24 protein-coding genes are annotated in these 25,814 nt (G+C 33.9%); 2 read left to right on the plus strand and 22 right to left on the minus strand.

Annotated elements, in window-relative coordinates; translation table 11 throughout:
- Window positions 1-674: 674 nt before the first annotated feature.
- Genes ACJ6WR_RS20580 through ACJ6WR_RS20590 form a run of 3 tightly spaced genes read right to left on the minus strand, consistent with a single transcriptional unit; the run spans window position 675 to window position 6,435 of the window.
- Window positions 675-1,763 (minus strand): efflux RND transporter periplasmic adaptor subunit, encoded by a 1,089-nt coding sequence (locus ACJ6WR_RS20580; protein ID WP_409416337.1) that lies wholly within the window; start codon window positions 1,761-1,763, stop codon window positions 675-677.
- A complete protein-coding gene (locus ACJ6WR_RS20585) occupies window positions 1,753-5,037 on the minus strand; it encodes an efflux RND transporter permease subunit (protein ID WP_409416338.1) in 3,285 nt (1,094 codons plus the stop codon). The genes ACJ6WR_RS20580 and ACJ6WR_RS20585 overlap by 11 nt, the downstream gene beginning before the upstream one ends.
- A 12-nt stretch (window positions 5,038-5,049) precedes the next feature.
- Window positions 5,050-6,435, minus strand: a complete 1,386-nt coding sequence (locus ACJ6WR_RS20590; RefSeq protein ID WP_039115801.1) for a TolC family protein — start codon at window positions 6,433-6,435, stop codon at window positions 5,050-5,052.
- Window positions 6,436-6,599: 164 nt separating this feature from the next.
- Between ACJ6WR_RS20590 and ACJ6WR_RS20595 the strand changes: the two genes are divergently transcribed.
- Both ACJ6WR_RS20595 and ACJ6WR_RS20600 read left to right on the plus strand, forming a co-directional pair.
- The gene (locus ACJ6WR_RS20595) at window positions 6,600-7,637 is read left to right on the plus strand and encodes a sensor histidine kinase (RefSeq protein ID WP_039115800.1); all 1,038 of its coding nucleotides are present in this window, start codon (window positions 6,600-6,602) and stop codon (window positions 7,635-7,637) included.
- 1 nt (window position 7,638) lies between these two features.
- The gene (locus ACJ6WR_RS20600) at window positions 7,639-8,349 is read left to right on the plus strand and encodes a LytR/AlgR family response regulator transcription factor (protein ID WP_409416339.1); all 711 of its coding nucleotides are present in this window, start codon (window positions 7,639-7,641) and stop codon (window positions 8,347-8,349) included.
- Between the two features lie 186 nt (window positions 8,350-8,535).
- Here ACJ6WR_RS20600 and ACJ6WR_RS20605 read toward each other — a convergent pair whose 3' ends face one another.
- From ACJ6WR_RS20605 to ACJ6WR_RS20695, 19 genes are all read right to left on the minus strand, one after another.
- Window positions 8,536-8,970 (minus strand): DUF6526 family protein, encoded by a 435-nt coding sequence (locus ACJ6WR_RS20605; protein ID WP_409416340.1) that lies wholly within the window; start codon window positions 8,968-8,970, stop codon window positions 8,536-8,538.
- Window positions 8,971-9,105: 135 nt separating this feature from the next.
- Window positions 9,106-9,450, minus strand: coding sequence for a cupin domain-containing protein (locus tag ACJ6WR_RS20610; protein ID WP_409416341.1), 345 nt, complete (start codon window positions 9,448-9,450; stop codon window positions 9,106-9,108).
- A 23-nt stretch (window positions 9,451-9,473) separates the two neighbouring features.
- Window positions 9,474-9,902, minus strand: a complete 429-nt coding sequence (locus tag ACJ6WR_RS20615) for a DoxX family protein (protein ID WP_409416342.1) — start codon at window positions 9,900-9,902, stop codon at window positions 9,474-9,476.
- Between the two features lie 89 nt (window positions 9,903-9,991).
- Complete coding sequence (locus ACJ6WR_RS20620; protein WP_409416343.1) at window positions 9,992-10,783, minus strand: helix-turn-helix domain-containing protein; 792 nt, start codon at window positions 10,781-10,783, stop codon at window positions 9,992-9,994.
- Between the two features lie 210 nt (window positions 10,784-10,993).
- Window positions 10,994-11,557, minus strand: coding sequence for a YdeI/OmpD-associated family protein (locus ACJ6WR_RS20625; protein WP_086895922.1), 564 nt, complete (start codon window positions 11,555-11,557; stop codon window positions 10,994-10,996).
- On the minus strand, window positions 11,558-12,013 hold the full coding sequence (locus ACJ6WR_RS20630; RefSeq protein ID WP_409416344.1) for an SRPBCC domain-containing protein: 456 nt from the start codon (window positions 12,011-12,013) through the stop codon (window positions 11,558-11,560).
- A gap of 195 nt (window positions 12,014-12,208) precedes the next feature.
- Window positions 12,209-12,904 (minus strand): alpha/beta hydrolase, encoded by a 696-nt coding sequence (locus ACJ6WR_RS20635; protein ID WP_409416345.1) that lies wholly within the window; start codon window positions 12,902-12,904, stop codon window positions 12,209-12,211.
- A gap of 69 nt (window positions 12,905-12,973) precedes the next feature.
- Window positions 12,974-13,447 (minus strand): DUF1440 domain-containing protein, encoded by a 474-nt coding sequence (locus ACJ6WR_RS20640; protein WP_409416346.1) that lies wholly within the window; start codon window positions 13,445-13,447, stop codon window positions 12,974-12,976.
- 44 nt (window positions 13,448-13,491) lie between these two features.
- Window positions 13,492-14,001, minus strand: a complete 510-nt coding sequence (locus tag ACJ6WR_RS20645) for a DinB family protein (protein ID WP_409416347.1) — start codon at window positions 13,999-14,001, stop codon at window positions 13,492-13,494.
- A gap of 28 nt (window positions 14,002-14,029) precedes the next feature.
- The gene (locus ACJ6WR_RS20650; RefSeq protein WP_039115780.1) at window positions 14,030-14,416 is read right to left on the minus strand and encodes a VOC family protein; all 387 of its coding nucleotides are present in this window, start codon (window positions 14,414-14,416) and stop codon (window positions 14,030-14,032) included.
- Window positions 14,417-14,508: 92 nt separating this feature from the next.
- Window positions 14,509-14,718, minus strand: coding sequence for a hypothetical protein (locus ACJ6WR_RS20655; RefSeq protein WP_039115779.1), 210 nt, complete (start codon window positions 14,716-14,718; stop codon window positions 14,509-14,511).
- A 224-nt stretch (window positions 14,719-14,942) separates the two neighbouring features.
- Window positions 14,943-15,320: a DoxX family protein gene (locus tag ACJ6WR_RS20660; RefSeq protein ID WP_409416348.1), complete on the minus strand. Its 378-nt coding sequence runs from the start codon at window positions 15,318-15,320 to the stop codon at window positions 14,943-14,945.
- Window positions 15,321-15,838: 518 nt separating this feature from the next.
- Complete coding sequence (locus ACJ6WR_RS20665; RefSeq protein WP_409416349.1) at window positions 15,839-16,579, minus strand: GNAT family N-acetyltransferase; 741 nt, start codon at window positions 16,577-16,579, stop codon at window positions 15,839-15,841.
- A gap of 74 nt (window positions 16,580-16,653) precedes the next feature.
- Window positions 16,654-17,259 (minus strand): cyclic nucleotide-binding domain-containing protein, encoded by a 606-nt coding sequence (locus ACJ6WR_RS20670; protein WP_323491286.1) that lies wholly within the window; start codon window positions 17,257-17,259, stop codon window positions 16,654-16,656.
- Window positions 17,260-17,410: 151 nt separating this feature from the next.
- Complete coding sequence (locus ACJ6WR_RS20675; RefSeq protein WP_409416350.1) at window positions 17,411-17,797, minus strand: hypothetical protein; 387 nt, start codon at window positions 17,795-17,797, stop codon at window positions 17,411-17,413.
- A gap of 404 nt (window positions 17,798-18,201) precedes the next feature.
- Complete coding sequence (locus ACJ6WR_RS20680; RefSeq protein ID WP_409416351.1) at window positions 18,202-19,554, minus strand: hypothetical protein; 1,353 nt, start codon at window positions 19,552-19,554, stop codon at window positions 18,202-18,204.
- 292 nt (window positions 19,555-19,846) lie between these two features.
- Window positions 19,847-21,265: a TolC family protein gene (locus tag ACJ6WR_RS20685; RefSeq protein ID WP_086895969.1), complete on the minus strand. Its 1,419-nt coding sequence runs from the start codon at window positions 21,263-21,265 to the stop codon at window positions 19,847-19,849.
- Between the two features lie 131 nt (window positions 21,266-21,396).
- Window positions 21,397-24,558, minus strand: coding sequence for an efflux RND transporter permease subunit (locus ACJ6WR_RS20690; RefSeq protein WP_409416352.1), 3,162 nt, complete (start codon window positions 24,556-24,558; stop codon window positions 21,397-21,399).
- A gap of 10 nt (window positions 24,559-24,568) precedes the next feature.
- Window positions 24,569-25,714: an efflux RND transporter periplasmic adaptor subunit gene (locus tag ACJ6WR_RS20695; RefSeq protein ID WP_409416353.1), complete on the minus strand. Its 1,146-nt coding sequence runs from the start codon at window positions 25,712-25,714 to the stop codon at window positions 24,569-24,571.
- Between the last annotated feature and the right edge of the window lie 100 nt (window positions 25,715-25,814).

Consider the following 25,814-nt stretch of genomic DNA (forward strand, 5'->3'; position numbering starts at 1 on the left):
CTTACTTTATAAAATTTAATCATATTTTTCAAAAATACCAATTACGAATCTCTAACAATCAAGTATATATACCTGTTTATTTAATCGAATGAAATTTCTTATTTAGACTAGATAGTAGATTTGAAATCCTTGCCCGCAAAGTTGTATTAAAGAAAAAGTTAGGTTTTATTGTTGTGGACACGGATTGAAAATCCGCGCTATTGTTGCGTATATCTACACAGTCAGGTTTGTAGCCCTGATAGAAGGGAAAATCCTTTTTTATTGTTTTTCTCAATAAAAAAGATTGGAATGATAGCAGGATTAGCTCCTAAAAAAATGAAAAGTTTCAATAGTTTTTTTGAATTGCCTCCTGCTTTAGCTGGAGGTTTATGATAGAATAATAAAAAAAGCTTTAGCCAAAATGTACATGTTCGACTAAAGCCTTGGTTCTTGCTATATAAAATCCCTCCAGCTAAAGCAGGAGGCAATTCAGGCTTTTAGAATAAAACTTTGCGACTCTGCGCCTTTACGAGATTATTTCTACACCACAAAAAAAGGACGATACTTTATAAGCATCGTCCTTTAGGGCAATTTTTAATATGCATTTTTAAATCCTTTCAGATTCTTAAATGCGGGAATTAATAATTGCGTACAGTTCTTTGGGTAATTTAATAAAAAAGAAAGCTAAACGGTGGTTATTCGTTTACAGTATCACCTTCTTTTATTTCTTCGCTGGCAAGTTTTATCAGTTTATCATTGGCATTTAAACCTCCAAAGATTTCGATTTTATCATCGATTTCTCTTCCTTTTTTCACGTTGATTCTTGTTGCTTTATGGTTTACTACTTTTATAACATAAACACCTTCGGCAGAACTTACAACGGCAGTTTTTGGCGCTACAAATGTGCTGTCTTTTGCATTTAGCGGAAGCAAAACTTCGGCTACCATTCCTGGTAATAAATCTCCGCTTGTATTGTTTACGTCCATCTCTACACGTTCTGAACGTAGTTTTAAATCTAATGCTCCAGACATACGTTGTATTTTGGCTTTAAAAGTATCTGGCGATGATTTTACATTAAAACTCATTTCGTCTCCTTGTTTTAAATATCCTGTATATAGCTCAGGGATAGATACGGCAAGACGCAATTTTGTTTGTTCCTGGATTGTCAATAACGGCAAATCAGATCCTTTTCCTGATGGACCAACATAAGCGCCTAAATTGACATTTCTTGCGGTTACAATTCCGTTAAAAGGCGCACGAATTTCCAGATAACCTCTCATAATTGCCACTTCTTTATGCGAAGCCACGGCTGCTTGGTATTGTGCATAGTCAGAATTCTTTTTTCCGTTTGCCATTTCCAAGTCGTTTTTGGAGATTGTTCCTTCGACTTTACTGGTTTCGTAAAGACGATTGTACGTGCTTTTGCTTGTATTGTAAATCGCTTCCATCGATTTTAATCTCGATTCGGCAGCTGCAAGTTGCGAACTAATTTCGGGTGCTTCTAATACTATCAAAAGTTGTCCTTTGGTTACTTTCGAGCCAATATCTACTTTAAGTAATTTTACAAAGCTGCTCACTTTTGCATATAAATCTACTTGTTGGAAACCAGATAATTCTGCTGGCATTCTTAGCTCGGTTGTTAGCTTCTCTTTTTGCAAAAGAAACGTTTCAGTTTTCGGCTCGATTTCGGCAACAGCTTCTTCTTTCTTGCCCGAATTACAGCTGCTTAATAAACTTATTGCTACTAAAAATAGCATGGTTGCTTGTAATATTTTATTTTTCATTTTTTGGATTTAATGAGGATATATAATGAATACTTTCTTCGTCTTCTGGATCTAAAGAAACTGATTGTGTGGTTGCTTTTTCTTGTGCCCACGCAAAAATTAATGGCAAAATAAGTAGTACTGTAAAGGTCGAAAAGAATAATCCGCCGATAACTGCACGTCCTAATGGTGATACCTGATCGCCACCTTCGCCATGACCTATTGCCATAGGTAACATTCCTGCAATCATCGCCACAGAGGTCATGATAATAGGACGAAGACGCAATGCTGCAGCTTCACGAGCCGACTCTAATGCATTGCCATTGTGTTTGCGTAATTGTTCGGCATTGGTAACCAATAAAACGGCATTGGCGATAGAAACCCCAACCGACATAATGATTCCCATATACGATTGTAAGTTTAATGTTGAGCCTGTAATCGTAAGCATTAATAAAGCTCCTAGAACTACTGCGGGAACTGTTGTTAAGATTACTAACGAAACCTTGAAAGATTGGAAATTTGCCGCCAACATTAAAAATATCACGAAAATTGCAACCAATAAACCTACTTGTAAACTGCTTAGTGTTTCTACTAATACTTTACTCATACCAATTGGGCTTATGAATAATCCGCGTGGTAACTCTCCTAATGAATTTATAGTTGCATCTACATCTTTTACTGCCGTACCCAAATCGGTTTGGCTAATGTTGGCTGTAACTGTAATGTAAGGCATAGCACCTAAGTTGTCATTTTCTCCACTCACAAATCCCGGTGTAATTTTGGCAACATCGCTTAAAACAGGACGAAGCGAATTTTTTAATACTGGAATTTCGCCAATATCGGTTTTGCTTTTCATGTTGTTTAGCGGCACTTGTACCTGAACGCTATAGGATAATCCAGCTTTTTCGTCGACCCATGTATTTTTCTCCGTATATCTTGACGATGAGGTTGAAGCTACCAGAGAACGTGAGATATCATTCATATCAACGCCTAATTCGGCAGCACGAGTTCTGTCAATATCAATATTCATTGCTGGATAATGTATGGGTTGCCCAATTTGTACATCTCGGAAATAGGATATTCTCTTTAGTTTCTCGACTATTTGGTTAGCATAAAGCTCATTTCGTTTTTTGTCTTTTCCGGCAATTCGTACCTCGATAGGAGTAGGAGAACCTTGGCTCAATACTTTATCAGTAAGTTCGATTGGTTCAAAAGAGACTTTTACATCTGGAAGGATTTTTTTAAGCCTGTTTCTAAACTCATCTTTAAACTCATCCATGTCGGCATGATAGTCTTTTAAACTTACCTGAAAAACCGCTTCATGAGAGCCTGCCATGAATAAATAAATAGGGTTTATAGAGAACAACGATGGATGCTGTCCTACATATACAGATGAAATTCCGATATGTTCCTTACCAACCATTTTATTTAATTCTTTCAGTACTAAAATTGCTTTTTCTTCGGTACGTTCCAAACGAGTTCCGTCGGGAGCACGCATTCTTAGTTGGAACTGGCTTGAGTTTACTTTTGGGAAAACATCTTTCCCGATAAACGTAATCAGTAATATTGCTAAGAAAGTGATTCCGAATAGATAGGCGAGGGTAACTCCTTTTTTATGCGGAAACAAACGGTTTAATGTTTTCATAAATCGGATTCTGAATTTCTCAAAATGACTTATTTTTCCATCATTATTAAAATCGTCTCTTTCGACCATTTGTTTTTTCTGAGTAATCAAATCTTTCTCTGACTCAGGAGTTAATCCGCAATCATTAAATTCAGCTTCATCATCGGTAATGCCCGGTGCGTGTGCGTGAACAGGATGTGCTTTCATTAACCAGTTTGCCATTACAGGCACAAAAGTTTGTGATAGCAAAAACGAAATAACCATCGAGAATCCAATTGCTAATGCCAACGGTAAGAACAAGGCTCCCGGAATTCCGACCATGGTAAATGCGGGAGCAAATACGGCAAGAATACAAAGAAGAATCAATAATTTAGGTAACGCAATTTCTTGACAGGCATCCCAAATGGCGAGTGCCTTGGGTTTTCCCATGTCGAGATGCTGGTGAATATTTTCGATCGTAACGGTACTTTCATCTACCAGAATTCCTATAGCAAGAGCCAATCCGCTTAAAGACATTAAGTTGATGGTTTGTCCGAATAATTTCAGGAATAAAACACCCGAGATAATCGAAATAGGAATTGTCAAGATTACGATTAAAGCCGCACGTTTATCACCAAGGAAAAGTAAAACCATTAATCCGGTTAATACAGCTCCGATGATTCCTTCGGTAATTAAACTTTTAACCGAATTGATTACATAAACCGATTGGTCAAATTCATAAGATAATTTTACATCTTCGGGAAGTGTACTTTGTATTTTTGGCAGTTCTGATTTTAATTTCTGAACCACATCCCAAGTCGAAGCATCTCCCGCTTTGGCAATACTTATATAAACCGAACGTTTTCCGTTTACCAAGGCATAACCAGCCGTAATATCGGCACCATCTTTTACAGTGGCAACATCGCCTAATTTTAAGTTCTGAACGCTTCCTTTAAACAACGGAATGTTCTCAAAATCTTTAACTTCTTTAATCGTGTTATTGGTTGGCGTAATATAGTTTTTGTCGCCCATACGCACGTTTCCTGATGGAGCCGTTTGGTTGTTTACACGAATGGCTTCAACAATCTGGTCGGGTGTCATATTATGCGAACGCAACAAATCGGGATCTACATTTACCTCGATTGTTCTTGGGCTTCCGCCAAAGGGTGCCGGAGATAATAAACCAGGAATAGAGGTAAAGGAGGCACGAACATAGACATTGGCTAAATCCTGCAACTCATTATTGGAACGTATTTTACTGCTTAATACCAATTGCCCAATAGGCAAAGACGAAGCATCAAAACGTATGATAAATGGTGGTTGCGTTCCGGGAGGAAATGCCGCTTGAATTCTATTCGATAATGAACTCAATTCGGCAGCAGCCTGAGCCATATTTGTGTTTTCATAATAGGTTAATTTCATAATCATTAACCCTTGAATATTCTTAGTTTCTACCGATTTTACTCCATTGGCAAAAGGTAGAATATTTACATAATTTTTGGCAAAATAAGCTTCCATCTGGTCTGGTGTATAACCACCAAAGGGATGTGCAATATAAATAACCGGTAAATTCATTTTCGGAAGAATATCTACCTTGATATCCTTAATAGCACCAATTCCGAAGAAGAATAAACCTGCAACCATAACCAGTATGGAAATGGGTTTGCGAAGTGCAAAACGTATTAAATTCATTAGGATCTATAATTAAAATTCATTTATAAATAAGTCAAAATTACCTGTGGCAGCAGCCTTGAGTAAGAAAGATTGCCAAACATTATTATTGACAATATCACGGTCTATTTCGGCACGATTTAGCGTATATAGTGTTTGGGTAATATCGGTTAATGTCGTTAATCCGTTTTTGTATAAAGTCGATTTCTGTAAGTACGCCTGAGCAGCAGCTTTAACCTGAATAGGGGCTTCGACATAATTATCCATCGTGATTTTAATTTTTGCGTCGGCAAGATTTAATTGTGCTTTAAGCTCGGTATCAATCTGGTTGTATTCATCTTGTAAACCTTGCGAAATAAATTTTTGAGCACTTACTTGTTTGCTTGTTCTAAAAGGCGTAGTAAGATTCCAGGTAATTCCAACTCCTACCAGATAATTGGTTCGGTCGGGGCTAATACCATCGATATAATTTCGGTTAAAAGAAGTTTGGTCTGTAACATAATCGGAGTTAAACCCTGATGCTCTGGTTTGTAAAACACCAAACATACTCATTGTTGGGTAATAACTTCTTTTGTATAATTTAACCTGTTGATTGCTGTAATCAATTTTGCTTTTGTAGTATTGAAGTACTGGATGCAAACTATCATTAGATTCTGTAGGTTGTATCATTTCTTTCGGAATCTGACTCACAAATAAAGTATCTGGAATAAAATCCTGAGTAGGAACTCCCATTAAAATAACGAGTTTGCTGTTTTGTTCTTTTACAAAATCTTTAGCTTGATTCAATGCGATTTTAGCACGGGAAACTTCGGCTGTAGCCAATGTCGAATCTACTCCGGCAAGTAATCCGTTTTTTACTCTTGCCACGGCAGTGTTCTTAAAAACTACGGCACGTGTTAAGTTCTTTTGCTGAGAAATTAATAAACGTTGGCTTGCCAGCAAATTAAGATATGCCGCAGAGATTTTAATTTCTTGCTGAAATTTTTCTTGTTGTAAATCATTCTCACGACTTTGAACTTCGACTTTGGCAAGATTGATTTTTTGTTTGATTTTCCCGAAAGTAAAAAAATCCCAATTCATGTTAACCAGATATAATGCTCCAAACGAAGCGTTCCAGTTTTGTTCTGGCAATGCAGGACCAGAAGAGGCAGTTCCTAAACCATTAAAACCATATAAGGCACCATTCTGCCCATTTATGGTTCCATAATCTTGTTGTGCAGATAAGTTTAAATTGGGTAAATAATCCCGATTTGCTTGCTTTAGCGTTTCTTTGGAGGCATTAGCATAATTGCTTTTTGCTTTGACACTACCATAATTTTCAAGACCTGTTTTAATAGCATCTTTTAATGATAGTGTTTGGGCAAAGCTTGCCGAAACGGAAAACAATAAAAATAATAAGGCAATTTTTTTGAAATACATAAAACTCTAAATAAGAAATTATGAAACAAAAATATTTTACTTGTGCCGAAATAACAGTTCTTAAATGATGTAATGCGATAAAAAATGACGAATTGAATTGGTCATTTATTGATCTTAAAAACTAAAAAAATGTGGTTAATTTGTAAACTATTTAAGTATTAAAAATGAATAAGAAGTTTAACAAGATATTGGATAACAAATGGTGGCAAGAAATTGCTGTTATAGCCTTTTCGTTTACAATCTACACGTTAAAAAATGATTGGATGTTATTTAGTTCTTTAGCATCTATATCCATGGGCGTTTTTTTTTACTTGGTTTTATACATGCATGCCCAGTTTAACCGTTTTTTTATTCTTCCTATTTTATTTAAGGATCAAAGACCATTAACATACATATTCCTCACACTCCTTGGAGTATTGTTGTTTTCGATAGTTTTATATGAAATAACGACATTGGATATGTTTAATAAATGTCGTTTGTACCAAAACTCACATCAACGAAGTTATGCCTATCAACTGGCAAGTGTTTTAGGAACATTAGTATGTATTTTGAGTCCGATAATTGTTTTTAAATTCTACAGAATCCATAAAAAACAAACAGACGAAACGTTGTTGTTCAATCAAATGCAGCTAAATGCTCTTAAAGGACAATTAAATCCTCATTTTTTATTCAATACATTTAATACGTTGTACGGAATTAGTCTTGAATTCCCAGATCGTACACCCGATTTAATCATGAAAGTGTCGCAATTAATGCGTTATCAGCTTGAGAGTAATAACAAACAATGTGTATCGCTAGAGGAGGAACTTTCGTTTATTAATAGTTACATCCAGTTAGAAAAGGAAAGAGTAGGGTATCGTTGTGATATTACTTATGATTGCAAGATTGATAATGAGAATGCTTATAAAGTTTCGCCAATGTTATTGATTGCTTTTATAGAAAATGCTTTTAAACACGGAGCTTGTGCAATAGAGAACTGTTTTGTTCGTATTTTTATCACGGTCGAAAATGGGTTGTTGCATCTTCATGTGATAAATTCTATTCCAACTAAAAAAACAAATGTTATTTCGACCAAAATAGGGTTGAAGAATACCATCGAACGTTTGAATTTAATTTATGGTAAAGAATATAAATTAGATATTCAGGATGATAATAATACGTATATCGTAGATTTGAAATTGCAACTCAAGAAGTTTGTATAAAATGAAAGAGCCAAAAAAATGTATTATTGTCGATGATGAGCCTGCTGCGCATTATGTTTTGGTGAATTATATTAAGCAAAATCCACAATTAGATTTAGTTTTTCAATGTTATAATGGCATTGAAGCCATGAATTATCTTAGGGAGAATAAAGTCGATTTAATGTTTCTTGATATTAATATGCCTGAAATAACGGGTATAGAATTATTAAAGATTATCCCATCACCACCAAAAACAATCCTGACAACTGCTTACTCAGAATTTGCTTTGGAAAGTTATGATTATGGAGTGATCGATTATTTGCTAAAACCTATATATTTTCCGAGATTTTTAAAAGCAATTGACCGTTTCTTTTCTATCGAAAATGTTCAAAATAAACCTGCTGAAATTATTGCCAATACAGTTTCTGTAAAAGTAGATGGTCACTTTATCGAACTCGAATTGGAGAATCTTTTGTTTGCACAAAGTTTTGGTAATTACGTAAAATTACACACTACAAAAAGAACCTATTTGGCATCTATTACAACTAGCGAATTCGAAAAGGGCCTTCCCGAATTGGGTTTTATGCGCATTCATAAATCTTATATTGTTGCTCTGGACAAAATAGAAGCTACTGATAAAGATTTTGTTGTGATTAAAAAGGAACGATTGCCTATAGGAATTACTTATAAAAGAGAATTACTAGATAGATTGAAGAATAAAAATATTCTTTAAATACCAATGCTTATAAAAGTTTAATTAGACGCTTACACAAATTTAAAATTGTTACAAAAAGTTAACCATGTAAGTGATGTAAGTTCAGTTAAGTTTTAAGTTGACTAATCACACTTATATTTACTTTCATCACTTACATGGTTTAAATAGTTTTAAGTTGGCGACTTGGTGTTTTTGCGAGAAAAACTATACTCTCTCGTAATCACCTTTCCAGTTTGTGATGGATTTCTTGATAGAATTTCCTGAGAGATTCTCATCCAGCGCTTTTTCGATTAGTAGATTAAGTTCATTATCTGGGCTAAATCGTAATGCAAATATTTGTTCATCGGTTAATTGGTCTTCGATAAGTTCCAATCTTTTTCCTGTTATCGACAAATACCGATATCGAAGCTCTAGTTTTACGATTCGGTTTTGTAACGTTAATGCATAATGCTGACGGAGCATAAATCCTAATCCTAATAAAACAACTAATATCAGACTTATAAAAATCCAGATAATTGTGTCATCGGTTGTAAAGGAAAAATAGATACTAAAAACAAGTAATATTAATAATACGGGATAATAAACAAAATGATGAGGTTTATAATACCGAATGTGATTGTTGTAGGATTGTGTTTCCATTTGAGTTAGTTTTTTTAAAGGTAATCAAAACTGTAACTTATCAAATGTTATTTATCAATACGTTAAGAGTTTAAATAAAAAAGAAAACCTTCAAAATATTCATCCTGAAGGTTCGTTTTAAAAAATGGATACTGTCTATTTTAATATTATAACTTCTTCTGGCACAACGAATAACATGGTACATCCGTTTTTAGAAAATGCCGAATGTGTACTTCCTGGTGGCATATACAAATAATCGCCACTATTTAATTGGTCTGCGCCAAAGCGTACTTCGCCTTCTAAGACATATATTTCTTCGCCAGCAGGATGACTATGATTAGGGTAGGAGGCACCTGCATCAAATTTTAATAAAAAAGTAGGAGGCCTTTGTGTAGCGTCGTCAAAGCGTAGAACTTTTACATAAACACCGTCTGTTTTTATTCCTTCTTCTACTAGCGGTTTCCAATTGGTTTCGTTACTTTTTGTGATTTGCTTTTTCATTTTGTGTATAGTTTAAATTAGGGTTAGTTTTTGTTTTTAAGAAGTAATTCGTCAATGCTCCAACGGTATTGTGGCATTGTAGCCAAAAGAAATGCGGCTGCAGAAAATACCAAGACCGAATAATCTAATGGTTCTTTTACTCCAAAAGAATAAGCCATTGCGAGAGCAAATAATAATGTAAGGATTGCTGCTCCAGTTGCTGCTAATCGGGTTTTGTAGCCAATCAAAAGCATTAATGCAAACAGGGTTTCTAAAAGTGTACTTAGTATTGCAATAGGTGAAATACTGTTTTTGGGAGCAAAAGAGTTTACTTTCTCAGCATAGGCAATAAAGTTTTGCCATCCCGAAGAGTATTCTCCCCATAAACCTAAACGGCTGGAAACTGCCGATAAAAAACCAATTGCAAGCGCAATACGTAATAGCAAAGTTGCTGTGTCCTGATGTTTTTTCATTTACTTTTTTATTAGTAATTATTATCAGGACAAAGGTGCAATATGGTTATTCGCTAAAGAATAGAGAATATTAGAAAAAGCATGTACTATTAGATCATGACTTTTTCTTTATATGTTTTTGGAGCTATTTTGGTATGTTTCTTGAAAAAATTAGAGAAGTAAAAAGGATCATTGAAGCCTAACATATATGCAACTTCTTTTACCGATAATTTCTCGTAGGTAAAAAGGCGTTTTGCTTCGGATATGATTAGCCCAAAAATTACATTCTGTGCCGTTTTGTTAGTATGAAGTTTAGAGAGTTCATTTAGCTTAGATTCTGTAGTACCAAGTAAAGTGGCAATTTCGTTTACAGATAAGTTTTTCTCAAAGTTTTTAAGTATTGTTTCCAGAAAGGCAAGAAATAAAGCATCGGGTTTATAAATTTCGTCACCACGATTTATTTTAGAACGATTTATTTCAATCAAAATTAACTCAATTCGGCTGTGTGTAGAAATTAGATATTGATAGGGAGTTTCGGCTAATTCTTTTTCTATTAATTGCAATTCTTGTAGTATGGTTTCGCTATTATCTACAGGAATAACTTCGTTCATTGCAAAGTGGCAAAACAAACCATTATGAAAGATTAATTCGATGTCATTATCATTTTTGCAGAAATAATCATAAGTAAATTCAAGAACAATTCCCTTGGCATTATGAATGTTTTTAAAATAATGAATTTGTCCTGAGGTAATGGTAAGAACAGTATTTTCTGTTAACTCAAATTCATTTTCATCTACTGAAATGGTCACTGAACCCGAAGTACAAAAGATTAAAACATATTTTAAAACCCGTCTCGGTTTTTCTAAACCAATTGTCTTGTCAAAAGTTTTTATATCAATCATTTAGCTTCTCATAATTTTTGTTCTAACCAAAAGTAAGAATAAATGGTTTGTGTTATATGGCTAAATAGTAATTTATTAAAACCATGAACTTTTAATAAAAGAAACCATGTAAGTTATGTAAGTTCATTTAAGAGAAGTATTTAAAGCTTATATTTTCTTAAATGACTTAAATGGTTTTGAGTTATACAATTTGATAATTGTTTTTAGTAATTAATATTTCCATTTATTTCTGGATTCTGCACTATCAGCAATAAGTTCGTTTAGGCGTTTTATTCTTGTAGTTTCTTGTTTAGCGCTCATGACCCAATTTTTTGAAACTTTTTTATAAGAAGGTGCAAGTGCCTGAAAGAAATTCCAAGCTTTTTCATTGGTTTTAAAAATTTCCTCAAATTCATCAGAAAAGTGAACTTCTTCGATTTCGTGCGTATAAATTCTGGATTTATCTTCTTTTCGCAATTTAAAACTAGCAATTCCTGCGGGTTGCATTAATCCTTGTTCTGTTAAATCTTCGACCTTTTTAATATTTATAGCACTCCAAATACTTGTAGCTTTTCTGGGTGTAAAACGTATGGAATAACTATCGGCATCAACAGATCTGCGAACGCCATCAATCCAGCCAAAGCAAAGTGCTTCATCTACCGATTGTGACCATGTCATACTTGGTTTATTGCTATTTACTTTATAAAAACCAACCAGTAATTCCGTTTCGAGTAGATGATTTTGGGTTAACCATTTTCTAAACTCAGATTGATTTTCGAAAAACATTGGACTCATTTAATTTTCTTCTATTAGTTTTTTTATTTCTACCAAAATCGGATTCCAACCTTCTCCATTATTTAAAGCTTCGCAATATCTTCTTTGTCCATCTGCCACAGTTGAGTAATCGCCTTGAGAAACATTCAAGATTGTTTTTCCGTTATTGTCGGCCAATTCATAGGTTACATTTAGATAATTTTCTGGAATATCGGGAATAGTAGAGTTTGGGTCAAATGTAGAATAAATAAGTTTTTTATTCGGTTCTATGCTTACAATATGTCCTTTTACAAAAACTAAGTCCTGACCTTCGTAATTGGCTTGCCAAAGAAGTTCGCTTCCTACTTCCCAATCAGACAAAGCTTCGCAACCAAACATATAAACTTTTGTTTTTTCAGGATTTGTCAATGCATCCCATACTTTATCGGCTGGAGCATTTATCTCGATACTATTGTTAACTGTTAATTGGTTTGCCATGATTATTTTATATTATTTTAGTTTGTAGCCAGTATAAAAAAATCAACACATAGGAACATAAATTTAAAATTATAACCTACGATGAATTCTGGAAAACATCTTTGTTATGTTATTTAAGCTATGTTACTATGTGTTAACAGAAACTCTATTCTAACAGGTTAATTATTTTACTTAAGTAAAATAAAAAACTGTTATTTATTCAACAGCTTTTGCAGCTTCCAGAATTAGTTCTAATACTCCTTTTGGGTGTGAAGCCAATGAAGCATGACTTGCGTCTAAATGAATTATTTTTTTAGGATTCATTCTATTAGCCATTTCTATTTGAGTTGCAGGAGGGATCATATGATCGTTATTGGATACCTGATACCAACTTGGTTTAGTTTTCCAGGCTGGTTCTCCAGATTCTGCTCCAAAACAACTACTATGAATAGGTTTTTGTGCCAAAGCCATAGTCAGGGTATCTTTTTCATTTAAATCCTGACAGAAACTTTTATGGTATTCATCATATTTAATCCATAAAAAACCTTTGCTATCAGGGTATATGCTTGCTCCGCCCGCAGGTTGTTCTCTGCGTCCGAATATACCGCCTAAGCTTTCACCTTTATCTGGTGCAAATGCCGCAATATAAACCAAACCTACTACTTTGTCATGATGTCCTGCGCCGCTTATTACAGAACCTCCATAAGAATGTCCTACCAATAATACTTTGCCATCTTGTGCATCTATTAAATCCTTTGTTTTTTGGATATCATCATCTAGTGATGTTAACGGATTTTGTACGCTTCGCACTTTGTATCCTTCTTTATGCAAAGCAGGAATAATATGTTGCCAATGTGAGCCATCGCCCCATGCCCCATGAACCAATACAATGTTTAAATCTTTTGTTGCCATGATAATAATTTTTAAGTTAAATCAATTCTTTAATGCATAGGTTTTATCTCATTGGGACTTTTTTTGTAATCACCGATTTGATGTGTATGTGTAGTATTTTTTTGTAATGTATGCAATAGGAATCCCGATGCAAAAAATCAATATTAGGATTGATAATAGTAACGGAAAATCTAAACTTTTGGCAGGTAGTATTGGAAAAACAATTGGCAGAACAACTAGGTTCATTATAATCCAAACAAAAATTCCATATAGTACTCCTGAGATTATAGTATTGTTTTTTAAAAACGAAACGTACGGATAAATTTTAAAATAGAATAAAGCAAAGATGGTCGCAATTATAAAATGAAATGCGAGTCCGTAAAATGCCATTTTTGTATCGCCCGAGTAGGCATCTTGTTTAAAAACACCACTAGCTATAGATTGTAAAATTTTAAGAGCAGTAGTTTTTTGTAAAATAACGGCATAAATAAGAATAGGGGTAATAATATCCAATGTGCCAGCAACCAAACCTGATAATAAAACTGTTCCAACTTTTGATTTCATGTAAATGTTTGTTTGTGTTTAGTGCCTAAGATTACTTGGTAAACTTACTTTTTTGTTACTTCCTGATAAATTGTATTTAACTGTTTTATATGTCTTTGTATATGAATAAGAGAAAAATTAATCCATTCATAAATTGTGAATTTTCCAAATGTTGGAATTTCTGAATTGAGACATGTTAAAGTTAAATCATAAGTTTCGGATACATGCAATAATTCTTCTTCTATTTTTTGCAGAGATAAAGTTAGCGAATTTTTATTGTATTTTTTATCCAATGGTATTATGAATTCTGGAGCTTGCATTTTTATGGTGAAGTTTAGAAAAAGAGCTGCTATATCTTTTACTTTTTCGTCGGGTTCACGAGTTGTTTTTTCTGTTGGACCACTGCACATTTCAGGATAACCAGAACTCGCCAGGATGAGGTGTTGCAGTACTTGCCCAGCTGTCCAGCTTCCTTCATAAGGAACTGTATTTAGCTCCGTTTCTGAAAGTGAAGAAAGTATTTTGTAGAGCTGCTCAAATGTTTCAGTGATTTTTTTTTGGAGTAATGTTTTCATTTTATTGATTAATTAAAGGTTGTGTTTATTATCTATTTACAGATGATGTTATCCACCATACATTACCAAAAGGGTCGGTTACACCACAGGTTCTGCCATAATCCTGATTACTTAATTCCATTAATGTTGTGGCGCCATTAGCTAGAGCTTTTTTATAGGTTTCATCGGCATTGTCTACATAAACAAATAAGTTCGCTGGTTGAGGTTTCCATTGCTCTGTTGCATCGGTAAACATTATTGTGCTTCCGTCAATTGTTATTTCTGAGTGTCTTATTGTTTCTCCATCTTCATGTAGTTTATGCATACTTGTTATTAGTTGTGCATCAAAAACATTTTTTGTAAAGTCTATAAATTTTAAAGCTCCCTTTAGCATTAAATAAGGCATTACAGCTTGATGTGTTGTTGGGATTTCCATCTTTCTATAATTTAAAGTTTAATAATAGAATAAAATTACACTTTTTAATATTTTTAAAGTATTAAAAATCAGTTATTTGTGTATTTGTTTTATCACGGAAGTACCTCGCAATGATACCCATACGAATTAAGTAGTTCGATTATTTTTTTATTTGAAATCTTCAGATCATGAATACGCAAAATTTTATCACAATCTTCTAAGTCAAAGTTTATATTGCCATTAGGGAAATGCTCAAGAAGTTTTGCAACAATCATTTGGGATTGCTCTACTTCTTGAACATTTGTTTTGAAAACTTCTATCATGGGTTTTCTGATTTTAAACTATAACGTATTGATTGTTAGTTTATTTTTTAATCTATCTAACTCTTTGCGAAAGGAACGCGGATGATATGGATTTACAAAAGTAAAAACGCAGATTAAACGGATTTTTAAAAATGATAAATGTAAAATCTGTTTAATCCGTGTTTTCGCGATAGCGAATCCGTTTAATCCGCGTACCTCTATAGACAATCTAAGTTAGCATAGATTTAATTTGATGATTTGTAGTTCAATAATTTGTGATAGCTGGTGTATGAGAGTATCAAAATTACCAAAAAAATTAATGGGAAGAATACTTGAAAGCCAATTCCATCGACAGCACAATGACTAATTGAAGCAAATATGAAGTCGAATGCAAAACCTGCATAAGCCCATTCTTTAACACGATTAGGAATTGTAGGGATTACTAATAGTAATACGCCAACGATTTTAAATACTACCAATGCATTTCCGAAGTATTCGGGATAACCTAAATGTCTGATTCCTTCTTTTGCTAGTTCGGTTTGCGAAGTAAAGGCTGGCATAACTCCTTCAAATAGGAAAATGATAATGGTTGTTATCCAGAAAATAATTTTTGTTGATTTCATTTTGTTAGTTTTTTAAGTGGTTATTAATTACTTATACAAACTTACAGTTGTTCTTTTTTTGATTAAATACGCATTTACGACTAATTTAGGGGCGTATGCGACAATCGCTTTTTTATACTATTAAGGTTATTTAACCATTAAGATATTAAGGAAAGTTAAGTTTTTTGTGTTACTGATTAGGAGGATTACGATGAATGGAACGCGGATTAAACGGATTTTTTTTACCATTAAGAGATTAAGGAAAGTTAAGTTTAATGCCACAGATTAAAAGGATTAGAAGGATTTTTTTATCTTTTCACAGACATTTACTCTCATTTTTGTCACCCTGACGTAGGAAGGGTCTCCGCTAGTAGCTCGACATAGATTATGGAGTTTCTGGTGGAGATGCTGCTGTTCCTCAGAAAGACAATATTATGAGAATTAGATTGTCAAAAACTTAGCAGTCTTTGCGTATCCCGAAGCGTCGGGATTGTGTTCTTTGCGGTTAATTTTCTTAATCACTTAATGGTTTAAAATTTTTATTCACTTTTTAAAATGTAATTTTTTATAATAAACAAGTCTTCAAAGCCAAGTTTAGTGTAGATGCCTTTTCCCATTACGGATGCTTGTAGTAATGCATATTCGGCTTTTAAATCTATCGAAAGATTAAGAGCATATTTCATGATTTCTTCGGCGAAGCCTTTTCTTCTCATTTCAGGAATTACGCCCACGCCATGGATTCCGACGTTGTTTTCGGTTTGGAATAACATAAAAGTGCCTATTGGCTGGTTTTGGTAAGTGACTAAATGAAATTGTACTTCGTTGTAATTATGAATTAGTATCTCTTTGCTAATAACATAACCAAATGCATTTGGATATAAATCAGACCAGATTTTAGCATCTTCACTATTCCAAATACGTTTAAATTCTAGTGTGTCTTGTAGTTCAAATGGTTTGTCTAGTTTTAATGCCATTGCTACTTGCTCGGTTTTTTTTATCAAACCTTTGGCTTCCAGAATTTCATTAGAATTTGTTCCGTAAATATTCCAATACGGAATAACCAAATTAGGATTGGATTGTAGTGTTTCAACTGCTTTTTCGGCACTATCTAGTGTAAGGTCTTGATTAAACCACAATTTGTTTGGCCAACCTGAGTTTTCTATTTTGCAATATTCGAATGTATCATTTTTATGGTTCGATTGAAAAGGTGTTCCTACTGTATTCCATAAACGGGTAAGATTACTAATATTGTCTGCGATTAAGTCTGCGTTTTTTTTCATTTCGATACTATTTATAGCGGAATATAGAACAAAGATATGTTTAGGATTTTACTTGAACCTTTACATATGTTGATTTAGCTATTTTTGTCTAAAGTTTTTCTTATTCGGCTTAACTGTGTTGGCGTGATTCCTAAATGTGATGCGATATGGAGTAGGGGAATTCGATGCGAAATATCAGGATGTTTGGCAAGAAGGTCAAGGTATCTTTCGGTTGCATTCTCCATAACCAATGCGATTTCTCTTTGTTCTTTTTCGATTACCCAATTTTTTTCGAGATAAGCAATATAATAATTTTTTAAATCATCATTTTGATTAATTAGCTCTCTGTACTTCTTGTAGTTTATGGCAATAAGAATACAATCTTCTAGCGCTTCGATTGTAAAATTTGATGGTGTTTGTTGTAATAATGAAACTTTTGAACCTGCAAAATAGCCTTCAAGAAAGATATTTTTGTTATAGATATTACCTTCTTTATCGGTGATATAGGCTCTTAATGCTCCTTTGCATATAAAATGGATTTCTCGGGCAATCTGTCCATTTCTTAAAAGGATTTCTCCTTTTTTTAGGAGTTGGAATTCAATAATATCTTCAACTAATTTCCAAGAAGCATCTGTAATAGGAGCATAGCTTAGGAATTTCAATTTTAAATCGTTGCTGTATTTATCTTTATTGAATGTCATGAGTTTCTATTATCCTATCAAAAGTATTTAATTAAGGAGAAAGTGTTATGAATATTTTGGTTATCTCAATCTTGCGCGACCTTTGTCAAAGTTAAAAAAACTTTGACAAAGGTTTCATGCTGTGTGAAGTAAGGAGACTTTGAACAGTCAATTAGTATTTCGCTTTTTTTGCTTTCAGTTTTCTCCATTGTGCGATTGAAATAATATCACCAGAAACGACTTCATTTACATAGATATCATCGCAGTTTTTCTTATTTACATAAAAAAGATAATAGGTTTCCCAACGCAATTCACCATTATAACCAGTAGCGACTTCATAATAAGCTTTGTTTTTAATGATTTTTTCATCAGTCATATAGGAGACTCCTTTTGTATGGTTTGAAATGGAATCTATATATTTTTGTTGTAATTGAACTTCTTTTAATTTCGAAATTGTTTGTATTGCCAAATCTTCGGTTCCGCAATTAGAAATCTTTTTATTTTGGGAAATACAGTTTATAAAAATTAAGCAAAAAAGCAAGTTGTAAATGAGTTTCATATTGGTTATGGTTTATTAAAACAGATCGTATTGATAACTACAAAAGTATATTTTATATGTGATTTAATATGTTTTGTTTTTTCTGAATTTTGTTTTTTTGCCCTGATGAGAACCTACCGTATGGACACAAATATTACAAATGAATTTTAAACACAAATTTCACGAATTGACACGAATTAGTTTGTGGAATTAATTTCACAAACTAAGTTAACCATTAAAATTTGTGTCAATTTGTGAAATTCGTGTTCACTTTTTGTTCTTATACATCGTAGGATGGGAACGACATTTTTTTATGGGAATTCCGACACTTACAATGCGTAACAGGATTGGCTTCATAAAAAAAACGCTGTAAAACCTAAGTCTTACAGCGTTTAAAAAGTATTTTCTGAAAATAGTATGACAACTTATTCGTAGTACGTATAATCTATTTTGATAACTTCCTTTTTATTGTCTTTTGAAAAACTGTAAGTACTTACCAAATTTTGGTCATTTAACTGAAAAGTTCCCCATAATTTAAAAATATCATTTTGTTCTTCTCGTTCTGCACTAGAGTAATATTTTTCGAATGTTTTTTCTCCTTTTTTCTCTATTTTAGATTTTGTGAATTGAAGTATATCACCATTTTGAAATGAAGTATATTTATGAATAAATGGAAAAATATTAGCTTGACTACTGCAATTTATTGACCAGCGAACGTTGTTGATAGAATACGAAACACAATTGTCTTCAATTTTTTCTTCTACAAGAGTGTTCATGTATGAGTATTTGTCATCTATCATTAAGGTATATGATTTTACCAATAGCTTTCCATTTTCAAGCCAAACGATTCTTGTTTCATTTGCATCCCCAACATTTCCAGTAAAAATCATTTTATTATCATCGTAATTGATAGATAATGTTACTTCATCCCCTTTTTTTATTTGTACAAGCATTCCGTCTTTATAAACATAGTCTTTTTTGCTTTTAGCACCTCCATCTCTGTCATAATATGATATTGCTGTAGGGAGTCCTTTTTCATCTAAATAAATGCTTTTTAAGAGTGTTTTGGTTCCGCCTTTTTTAAACAAATAAGATTCTATAGTTTTTATTTTTGCGTTTGATTGTTGATATACCGGAATATCTTCTAATTGAACTTCAGTTATTGGTAAAGCATAACTACTTAATAAAGCATTCATTACTTCTCTGGATTTTGATGTAATTTTATTTTTTTTCTGTAATGAAGCGACTTCTTTTTTATATTTTTTAGTATTAATGACATAGGAAGATTCCTTTTTTACCCCCATTTGTTCTGCGACAAATTCGGTAGCCATTTTTGTACCTTCTTTTACCTGTACATCGTCTTTTATCTTTCCGCTCCAATAGGCAAATGCTTGATAGGATTGACCTTCACCGCTAATGTCCAGTGTTTGCTTGTTTTCGAAAACTACATAAGTATATTTATTAATAGTTATTACTTCCAGATTTTCTTTTCCAAAATTTTCTATCAATTCTGTTTTTTCAGTTCTTTCCGCGAAAGTATAAGTAACTTCACTTTGACCTGAGTATTTATCTACATCAACTAATAATACATATCGTTTTCCTTGTGATATACGTAATGTATCAATTACTATTTCTTCTGTAACGTACATATCTTCGACTGCTATGTCTGATGTTACTACTGCTGTTTTGGGTTTAGATTTCTTTTTAGTTTTTTTCTTCTGGGAAATTCCCTGAAATGATAGTGTAAGAATAAGTACAATACTTAATAAATGTTTCATTTTGTTTTAGTTAGGGTAATTAGTTTTTTAAATTGACTTAAATGTGGGGTAATAAGTCCAGTAAATGTAATTGTTTTCGTAATAAATGTAATTGTCTTTCTATGAAATTTTATTTTTAGCCCTGATGGAAACGGCATCCTTTTGTGGCGGTGTTCGCCATAAAAGATATAGTGTACATCAGGAAATAGCTCCTCCTTCGACTCCGCTCAGGATGACAATTTTAAGTAATAAAAAAACGCTGCAAAACCTAAGTCTTACAGCGTTCCCGCCTCAAATTAATAATAAAACCTTATTATTTCCATCCTCCGCCAAGTGCGCGATATAATTCGGTATTGGCAGTTAATTGTTCACGTTTAATATTGGCAAGTTCCAACTCGCTTTGTAATATATTAGCTTGTGCTGTAATTACTTCGAGGTAGTCTGCCATTCCGTTTTTAAACAACATATTCGAGTTGGTTATCGCTTGTTGTAACGTTTTTACGCGTTCTTTAAGAAAGAATTGCTGTCTTTCTAGTTTTTCTATTTTTACTAATGCGTCTGATACTTCGCTAACGGCAACCAATACTGATTGTCTGAAATTTAATACTGCTTTTTCTCTTTCGGCTTTGGCAATATTGTATTGTGTTCTGATCTTTTTATTGTTTAGCAATGGTTGTGTTAATCCACCAATTGCTGTTCCAAATAATGAAGCTGGAATATTAAACCAATTGCTTGTTTCGAACGAATTTAAACCTCCGTTTGCTGTGATTTTAAGCGATGGGTATAGGTTTGCTTTTGTAATTCCTACGCTTGCATTTGCTTTTACCAAGGCCAATTCGGCACTTTTAACATCGGGTCTTTGTCTTACTAATGATGACGGAATTCCTGCTGTTAGATTCTCTTTTAACGGAATTGAATTTAGCGTGATTGTTCGCTCTTTAGAACTAGGGAATGAACCTGTTAATACGCTTAATGCATTTTCTTGTATTGCAATATTTTGTTCCAATAAAGGAATCAATTGTGCCGCAATTAGTTTTTGTGCTTCCGATTGCTGAATGGCTAATGATGTTACTTGGCCAGCATCATATTTTAACTTGATGATGAAGGTTGTACTGTCATTTAATTTCAGGTTTTTTCTAGCAATTTCTAACTGTGAATCTAGCATTAAAAGGTTATAATATCCTTTGGAAACATTAGAAACTATTGTTGTTTGTAATGCTTTCTTCACTTCTTCGGATTGAAGATATCCTGCATAAGCACTTTTTTTCTGGCTACGGATTTTACCCCAAATATCTGCTTCCCATGATAGTCCGATCCCTGCCGAATAATCTTCGATATGGTTTGTTTGCAAAGCCTGACTTAAGTTATGACCTGTAAAACTATTTTCGGATGGACGATTGGTACTTGCATTTACAAGTAGATTTAGCTCCGGAATATTTCCCCATTTTGCCTGCGTTAATTGATATTGTGCAATTTCAATGTTCTTAGTTGCAATTTGCAAATCATTATTTTTTGTAATAGCACTGTCTATCAGTTTTACGATGTCTTTCTCTGTAAAGAAACTTTTCCATTCCAAATTGGCAATACTTGTGGTATCGCTTGAAGCGGATGCATTCCTGAAATTATCAGGAAATGCATCTTTTGGAACTTCGATATCCTTCGAGACTTTACAGGATATGAATGTTGTGATTAAAAGGACCGCCACAACAGTTTTGGTTATATAATTTTTCATTTTATACTTTATCATTAATTTTTTTGACATTTATCTTCTGGTGCTTCAAGTACTTTTGAAACTTTCCAGGATATTAATGCGAAGACAACAAATACTGTTATCAGAACTGATGTTATATAATTTTCCATTTTTTATTTTTCTTCGTTATGAATTACGGCTAATGATTTTCCAGAAACCTTTTCTTGTAAATGTTGGAATACGATAAATAAAACCGGGATGATTAATACCCCAAGAATTACTCCTGAAATCATTCCGCCGGCTGCACCAATACTAATAGAGTGATTACCCTTGGCAGATGGTCCTGTGGCGCTCATCATCGGGATTAACCCTACTACAAATGCTAGTGATGTCATGATAATTGGACGTAATCTTAGTTTGGCAGCTTCTATAGATGCTGCTACTAATGATTTTCCTGATTTTCGTCGCTGTGAGGCAAACTCGACAATAAGAATCGCATTTTTGGCTAGTAGTCCTATAAGCATGACCAGGGCAACTTGTACATAAATGTTATTTTCGATTCCTGTTAATCCGATTGCTACAAATACTCCAAATATTCCAACTGGGATTGATAATATTACTGCCAATGGTAAAATGTAACTTTCATATTGTGCTGCAAGTAGGAAGTAAATGAACATAAGACATAATAGGAAAATCGTTGTTGATTGTCCTCCTGAAGAAATTTCTTCGCGGGTTTGTCCTGAGAATTCATAACTATATCCTGCTGGCAATTGTTGGGCAGCAACTTCTTCGATTGCTTTAATCGCATCTCCGGAACTAAATCCTGGTTTTGGGATTGCATTAATCGAAATCGAGTTAAATAAATTGTATCTCGAAGCCGTTTCGGAACCATAAATACGGGTTAGTTTTACTAAGGTATTTATTGGAACCATTCCGCCATTTTTGTTTTTTACAAATACGTTATTAATTGATGATGGCTCGGCTCTGTCGGCAATATCTGCTTGTACAACGACTCTGTAATATTTTCCAAATCGGTTAAAATCGGATGCTTGTGCGCTACCAAAATAAGCTTGCATGGTTTGTAGAATGTCTTTTACATTTACTCCCAATTGGTCTGCTTTTTCATCATTAATATCTAATTGTAATTGTGGATAATCGGCTTTAAAGGTTGTAAAGGCTACTGCAATTTCCGGACGTTTCATCAACTCGCCAATAAAGGTTTGTGAGATTCCGCTAAATTTATCTAGTTTACCACCTGTTTTATCTTGCAACACCATATCTAATGCTTCTACGTTGCTGAAACCAGGAACGGTAGGAAAACTGAATACGAAGAAACTACCTGCTGAAATAGCACCTAATTTTCCTTGTACATCTGCCATGATTTGGTCAATATTCTTGATTGCTCCACGTTCTTCATTTGGTTTAAGCAATACGAAAATAACTGCCGATGATGGACTTGTTGAGTTCGTTAACAGGTTAAAACCTGAAATAGCTGTTACAAATCGAGATGCGTCTAATCCTCTTAAAGTATTCTCTGCATCGGTCATTACTTTCTGAGTTCCATCTAATGATGTTCCTGATGGTGTGTTTACCGCAATGGCAATAAATCCTTGATCTTCTGTAGGGATAAATCCTGCAGGAGTAGTTTTTACCATTAAGATAGTCGCTGCTGTTATTACTGCTAAACCTCCTAAACTAACCCATTTATTACGGATTAAGAATCTTAAGCTACCTACATAACGGTTGGTTAAGGAATTGAAACTTTTGTTGAATCCTGTAAAGAATTTTTCTTTAAAACTTTTTTTGGTTTCTGGATTATCTCCGTTTGCAGCGTGATTGTCTTTTAAGAATAAGGCTGCCAGGGCAGGGCTTAAAGTTAATGCGTTTACTGCCGAGATTACAATTGCAATTGCCATTGTAAAGGCAAACTGACGATAGAAAACTCCTGTTGAACCTTCCATGAAACCTACTGGCAAGAATACGGCTGCCATTACTAAAGTAATAGAAATAATTGCTCCAGTTATTTCGTGCATCGCTTCGTTTGTAGCCACTTTTGGCGATAAATGTTTGTGTTCCATTTTGGCATGGACGGCCTCGACGACGACAATCGCATCATCGACGACAATACCAATCGCAAGGATTAATGCAAACAGTGTTAACAGGTTTATCGAAAAGCCGAATAGCTGCATGAAAAAGAACGTACCCAAAATAGCTACTGGAACTGCAATTGCAGGAATTAATGTTGATCTAAAATCTTGCAAGAAGATAAATACCACAATAAATACTAGTATAAATGCTTCTACCAAAGTATGTTTTACCTGATCTATAGATTGATCTAATGAAACTTTTGTGCTATAAAAAACATTTTGTTTTATTCCTGCAGGAAAGTTTTTAGCCGATTTTTCCATCAGCTTATTAATAGCTACCTGAATTTCATTAGAGTTTGATCCTGCTAATTGTATAATACCAATTACAACTCCCTTTTTACCATTTAAACGAGTTAAACTGTTGTATGAATATGCTCCAAGTTCTATTCTTGCTACATCTTTTAAGCGAAGTATTGATCCATCTGCATTAGCACGTACGGCAATATTTTCATATTCTTCGGGTTTGGTAAGTTTTCCTTTGTATTTAATTACGTATTCGAAAACTTCTTTGCTTCGTTCTCCAAATTTTCCTGGTGCTGCCTCTAAACTTTTGTCCTGAATAGCTTTCATTACCTCATTTGGAGTAACCTGATAAGTTGCCATTTGTGTTGGGTTTAACCATACACGCATAGAATAATCTCTTACACCACCAAAAATACTTGCTGAACCTACTCCTGGAATACGTTTGATTTCTGGGATAATATTAATTTGGGCATAATTGGCAACAAATGTTTGGTCATATTTAGCTTCGTCTTCAGTATATAAACCGATACCCATAATGAAACTATTTTGTTGCTTGGCGGTTGTTACACCTTGCTGAACAACCTCTGTAGGTAACTGGCTTGTTGCTTGTGCAACTCTGTTTTGTACGTTTACGGCTGCCTGATCTGCATCTGTACCCAACTTAAAGAAAACTGTAATGGCTAGCGTACCGTCATTACTGGCTGTTGAACTCATGTAAGTCATGTTCTCAACACCATTTATAGACTCTTCTAGTGATGGCGCTACGGAACGCAAAACGGTTTCTGCACTCGCCCCTGGATATACTGCCGTTACCAAAACCGATGGTGGCGCAATATCGGGAAACTGTTGTAGGGGTAATTTTGTAAGCCCAAGTACACCCAATATCACCAATAAAATGGAGATAACAGTTGCCAGTACAGGTCTTTGTATGAATATTTTGAACATTTTCGTTTAATTATTTTTTGTTAATTATTTGGGCAACTTTAGTTGGTGTTGATTTCTCAGGCTGGATTACTTGTCCTTCCTGTAGCTTGTCGATACCACTTAATACGATTTGGTCTCCAGATTTTACACCATCTTTAATAAGATAATCAGTTCCTGTTTTACCAATAATCGTGATAGGCATTTTGTTAACCTTATTTCCTTTGTTTAGTGTATAAACAAAAACTTTATCCTGCATTTCTATAGTAGCAGATTGCGGAACTAAGATGGCATCGTCATGCTGAATCCCTAAACGTATTTTTCCTGTGTTTCCTGAACGTAATGTTCCGTTTGCATTAGGGAAAGTAGCTCTAAGTGTGATTGCACCTGTGTTTTTATCGAATTGTCCATCGACCATATCGATTTTTCCTAATTGGGTGTATGCATTTCCATCGGCTAATATTAAAGAAACAGGAGGTAAGTTTTTAATCTTATCACCAATTGTATTTCCAGAATATTGAGATTTAAAGTTGATGAAATCTGTTTCTCCTAATGAGAAATAAGCATATACTTGGTGTACATCTGAAAGTTTGGTTAATGGTTCTACATCTGTTGCAGAAACTAAACTTCCTTGTTTTTTAGGCAATCTACCTATGTAACCACTTACAGGCGCAGTGATTGTGGTATAGCTTAAATTAATTCTTGCCGATTCTACCATTGCTTTTGCTTGCTCAATATTTGAAGCTGCAATTCTGTGTGATGCTTTTGCAGTTTTTAATTGATAATCAGATACTACTTTGTTTTGTACAAGTGGTGTTAGTTTATCAACTTCTAATTGTGAGTTGATTAATGCCGCTTCGGCTCCGTGAAGGTTTGCTAGTGCATTGTTAAGTTGCTCACGGAAAGGACGTTCGTTTATTTTAAATAAAGATTGTCCTTTAGAAACATAAGCACCTTCATCTACAAAAACCCGGTCTAGATTACCACTTACTTGTGGTCGGATTTCTACATCAATTGTTCCTTGTATCGAAGCAGGATATTCAGAATCTGTAGTTGCTTCGGTATTTTTAATTGCAAGCACTGGTAATAATGGGGCTGCAGGAGCTGGTGCTTGAGCCTTATCTGCACATCCTATTACAACTAAGGCAATTAGGATACTGGTTAAGATTACTTTTTTCATTTTAGTTTTAATTTTAATTTGTTGGACATTTTGGTAATTTGAATTCTGATTGGGTTTTGTATTATTTTGATTCACATTTAATTGTATTAAATTTTCTAAC

This window comes from Flavobacterium sp. PS2 (assembly GCF_046250155.1).
Taxonomy (GTDB): Bacteria; Bacteroidota; Bacteroidia; order Flavobacteriales; family Flavobacteriaceae; genus Flavobacterium.

Excerpts from the sequence above, each read along its gene's own strand:
- ACJ6WR_RS20650 (WP_039115780.1), bottom strand. The coding sequence starts at position 14,416 with ATGGAAATCCCAACAACACATCAAGCTGTAATGCCTTATTTAATGCTA.
- ACJ6WR_RS20635 (WP_409416345.1), bottom strand. The coding sequence starts at position 12,904 with ATGGCAACAAAAGATTTAAACATTGTATTGGTTCATGGGGCATGGGGC.
- ACJ6WR_RS20615 (WP_409416342.1), bottom strand. The coding sequence starts at position 9,902 with ATGAAAAAACATCAGGACACAGCAACTTTGCTATTACGTATTGCGCTT.
- ACJ6WR_RS20595 (WP_039115800.1), top strand. The coding sequence starts at position 6,600 with ATGAATAAGAAGTTTAACAAGATATTGGATAACAAATGGTGGCAAGAA.
- ACJ6WR_RS20655 (WP_039115779.1), bottom strand. The coding sequence starts at position 14,718 with ATGATAGAAGTTTTCAAAACAAATGTTCAAGAAGTAGAGCAATCCCAA.
- ACJ6WR_RS20675 (WP_409416350.1), bottom strand. The coding sequence starts at position 17,797 with ATGAAACTCATTTACAACTTGCTTTTTTGCTTAATTTTTATAAACTGT.
- ACJ6WR_RS20645 (WP_409416347.1), bottom strand. The coding sequence starts at position 14,001 with ATGAAAACATTACTCCAAAAAAAAATCACTGAAACATTTGAGCAGCTC.
- ACJ6WR_RS20685 (WP_086895969.1), bottom strand. The coding sequence starts at position 21,265 with ATGAAAAATTATATAACCAAAACTGTTGTGGCGGTCCTTTTAATCACA.
- ACJ6WR_RS20680 (WP_409416351.1), bottom strand. The coding sequence starts at position 19,554 with ATGAAACATTTATTAAGTATTGTACTTATTCTTACACTATCATTTCAG.
- ACJ6WR_RS20625 (WP_086895922.1), bottom strand. The coding sequence starts at position 11,557 with ATGAGTCCAATGTTTTTCGAAAATCAATCTGAGTTTAGAAAATGGTTA.
- ACJ6WR_RS20660 (WP_409416348.1), bottom strand. The coding sequence starts at position 15,320 with ATGAAATCAACAAAAATTATTTTCTGGATAACAACCATTATCATTTTC.
- ACJ6WR_RS20630 (WP_409416344.1), bottom strand. The coding sequence starts at position 12,013 with ATGGCAAACCAATTAACAGTTAACAATAGTATCGAGATAAATGCTCCA.
- ACJ6WR_RS20670 (WP_323491286.1), bottom strand. The coding sequence starts at position 17,259 with ATGACATTCAATAAAGATAAATACAGCAACGATTTAAAATTGAAATTC.
- ACJ6WR_RS20585 (WP_409416338.1), bottom strand. The coding sequence starts at position 5,037 with ATGAATTTAATACGTTTTGCACTTCGCAAACCCATTTCCATACTGGTT.
- ACJ6WR_RS20640 (WP_409416346.1), bottom strand. The coding sequence starts at position 13,447 with ATGAAATCAAAAGTTGGAACAGTTTTATTATCAGGTTTGGTTGCTGGC.
- ACJ6WR_RS20580 (WP_409416337.1), bottom strand. The coding sequence starts at position 1,763 with ATGAAAAATAAAATATTACAAGCAACCATGCTATTTTTAGTAGCAATA.
- ACJ6WR_RS20665 (WP_409416349.1), bottom strand. The coding sequence starts at position 16,579 with ATGAAAAAAAACGCAGACTTAATCGCAGACAATATTAGTAATCTTACC.
- ACJ6WR_RS20695 (WP_409416353.1), bottom strand. The coding sequence starts at position 25,714 with ATGAAAAAAGTAATCTTAACCAGTATCCTAATTGCCTTAGTTGTAATA.
- ACJ6WR_RS20690 (WP_409416352.1), bottom strand. The coding sequence starts at position 24,558 with ATGTTCAAAATATTCATACAAAGACCTGTACTGGCAACTGTTATCTCC.
- ACJ6WR_RS20605 (WP_409416340.1), bottom strand. The coding sequence starts at position 8,970 with ATGGAAACACAATCCTACAACAATCACATTCGGTATTATAAACCTCAT.
- ACJ6WR_RS20610 (WP_409416341.1), bottom strand. The coding sequence starts at position 9,450 with ATGAAAAAGCAAATCACAAAAAGTAACGAAACCAATTGGAAACCGCTA.
- ACJ6WR_RS20590 (WP_039115801.1), bottom strand. The coding sequence starts at position 6,435 with ATGTATTTCAAAAAAATTGCCTTATTATTTTTATTGTTTTCCGTTTCG.
- ACJ6WR_RS20600 (WP_409416339.1), top strand. The coding sequence starts at position 7,639 with ATGAAAGAGCCAAAAAAATGTATTATTGTCGATGATGAGCCTGCTGCG.
- ACJ6WR_RS20620 (WP_409416343.1), bottom strand. The coding sequence starts at position 10,783 with ATGATTGATATAAAAACTTTTGACAAGACAATTGGTTTAGAAAAACCG.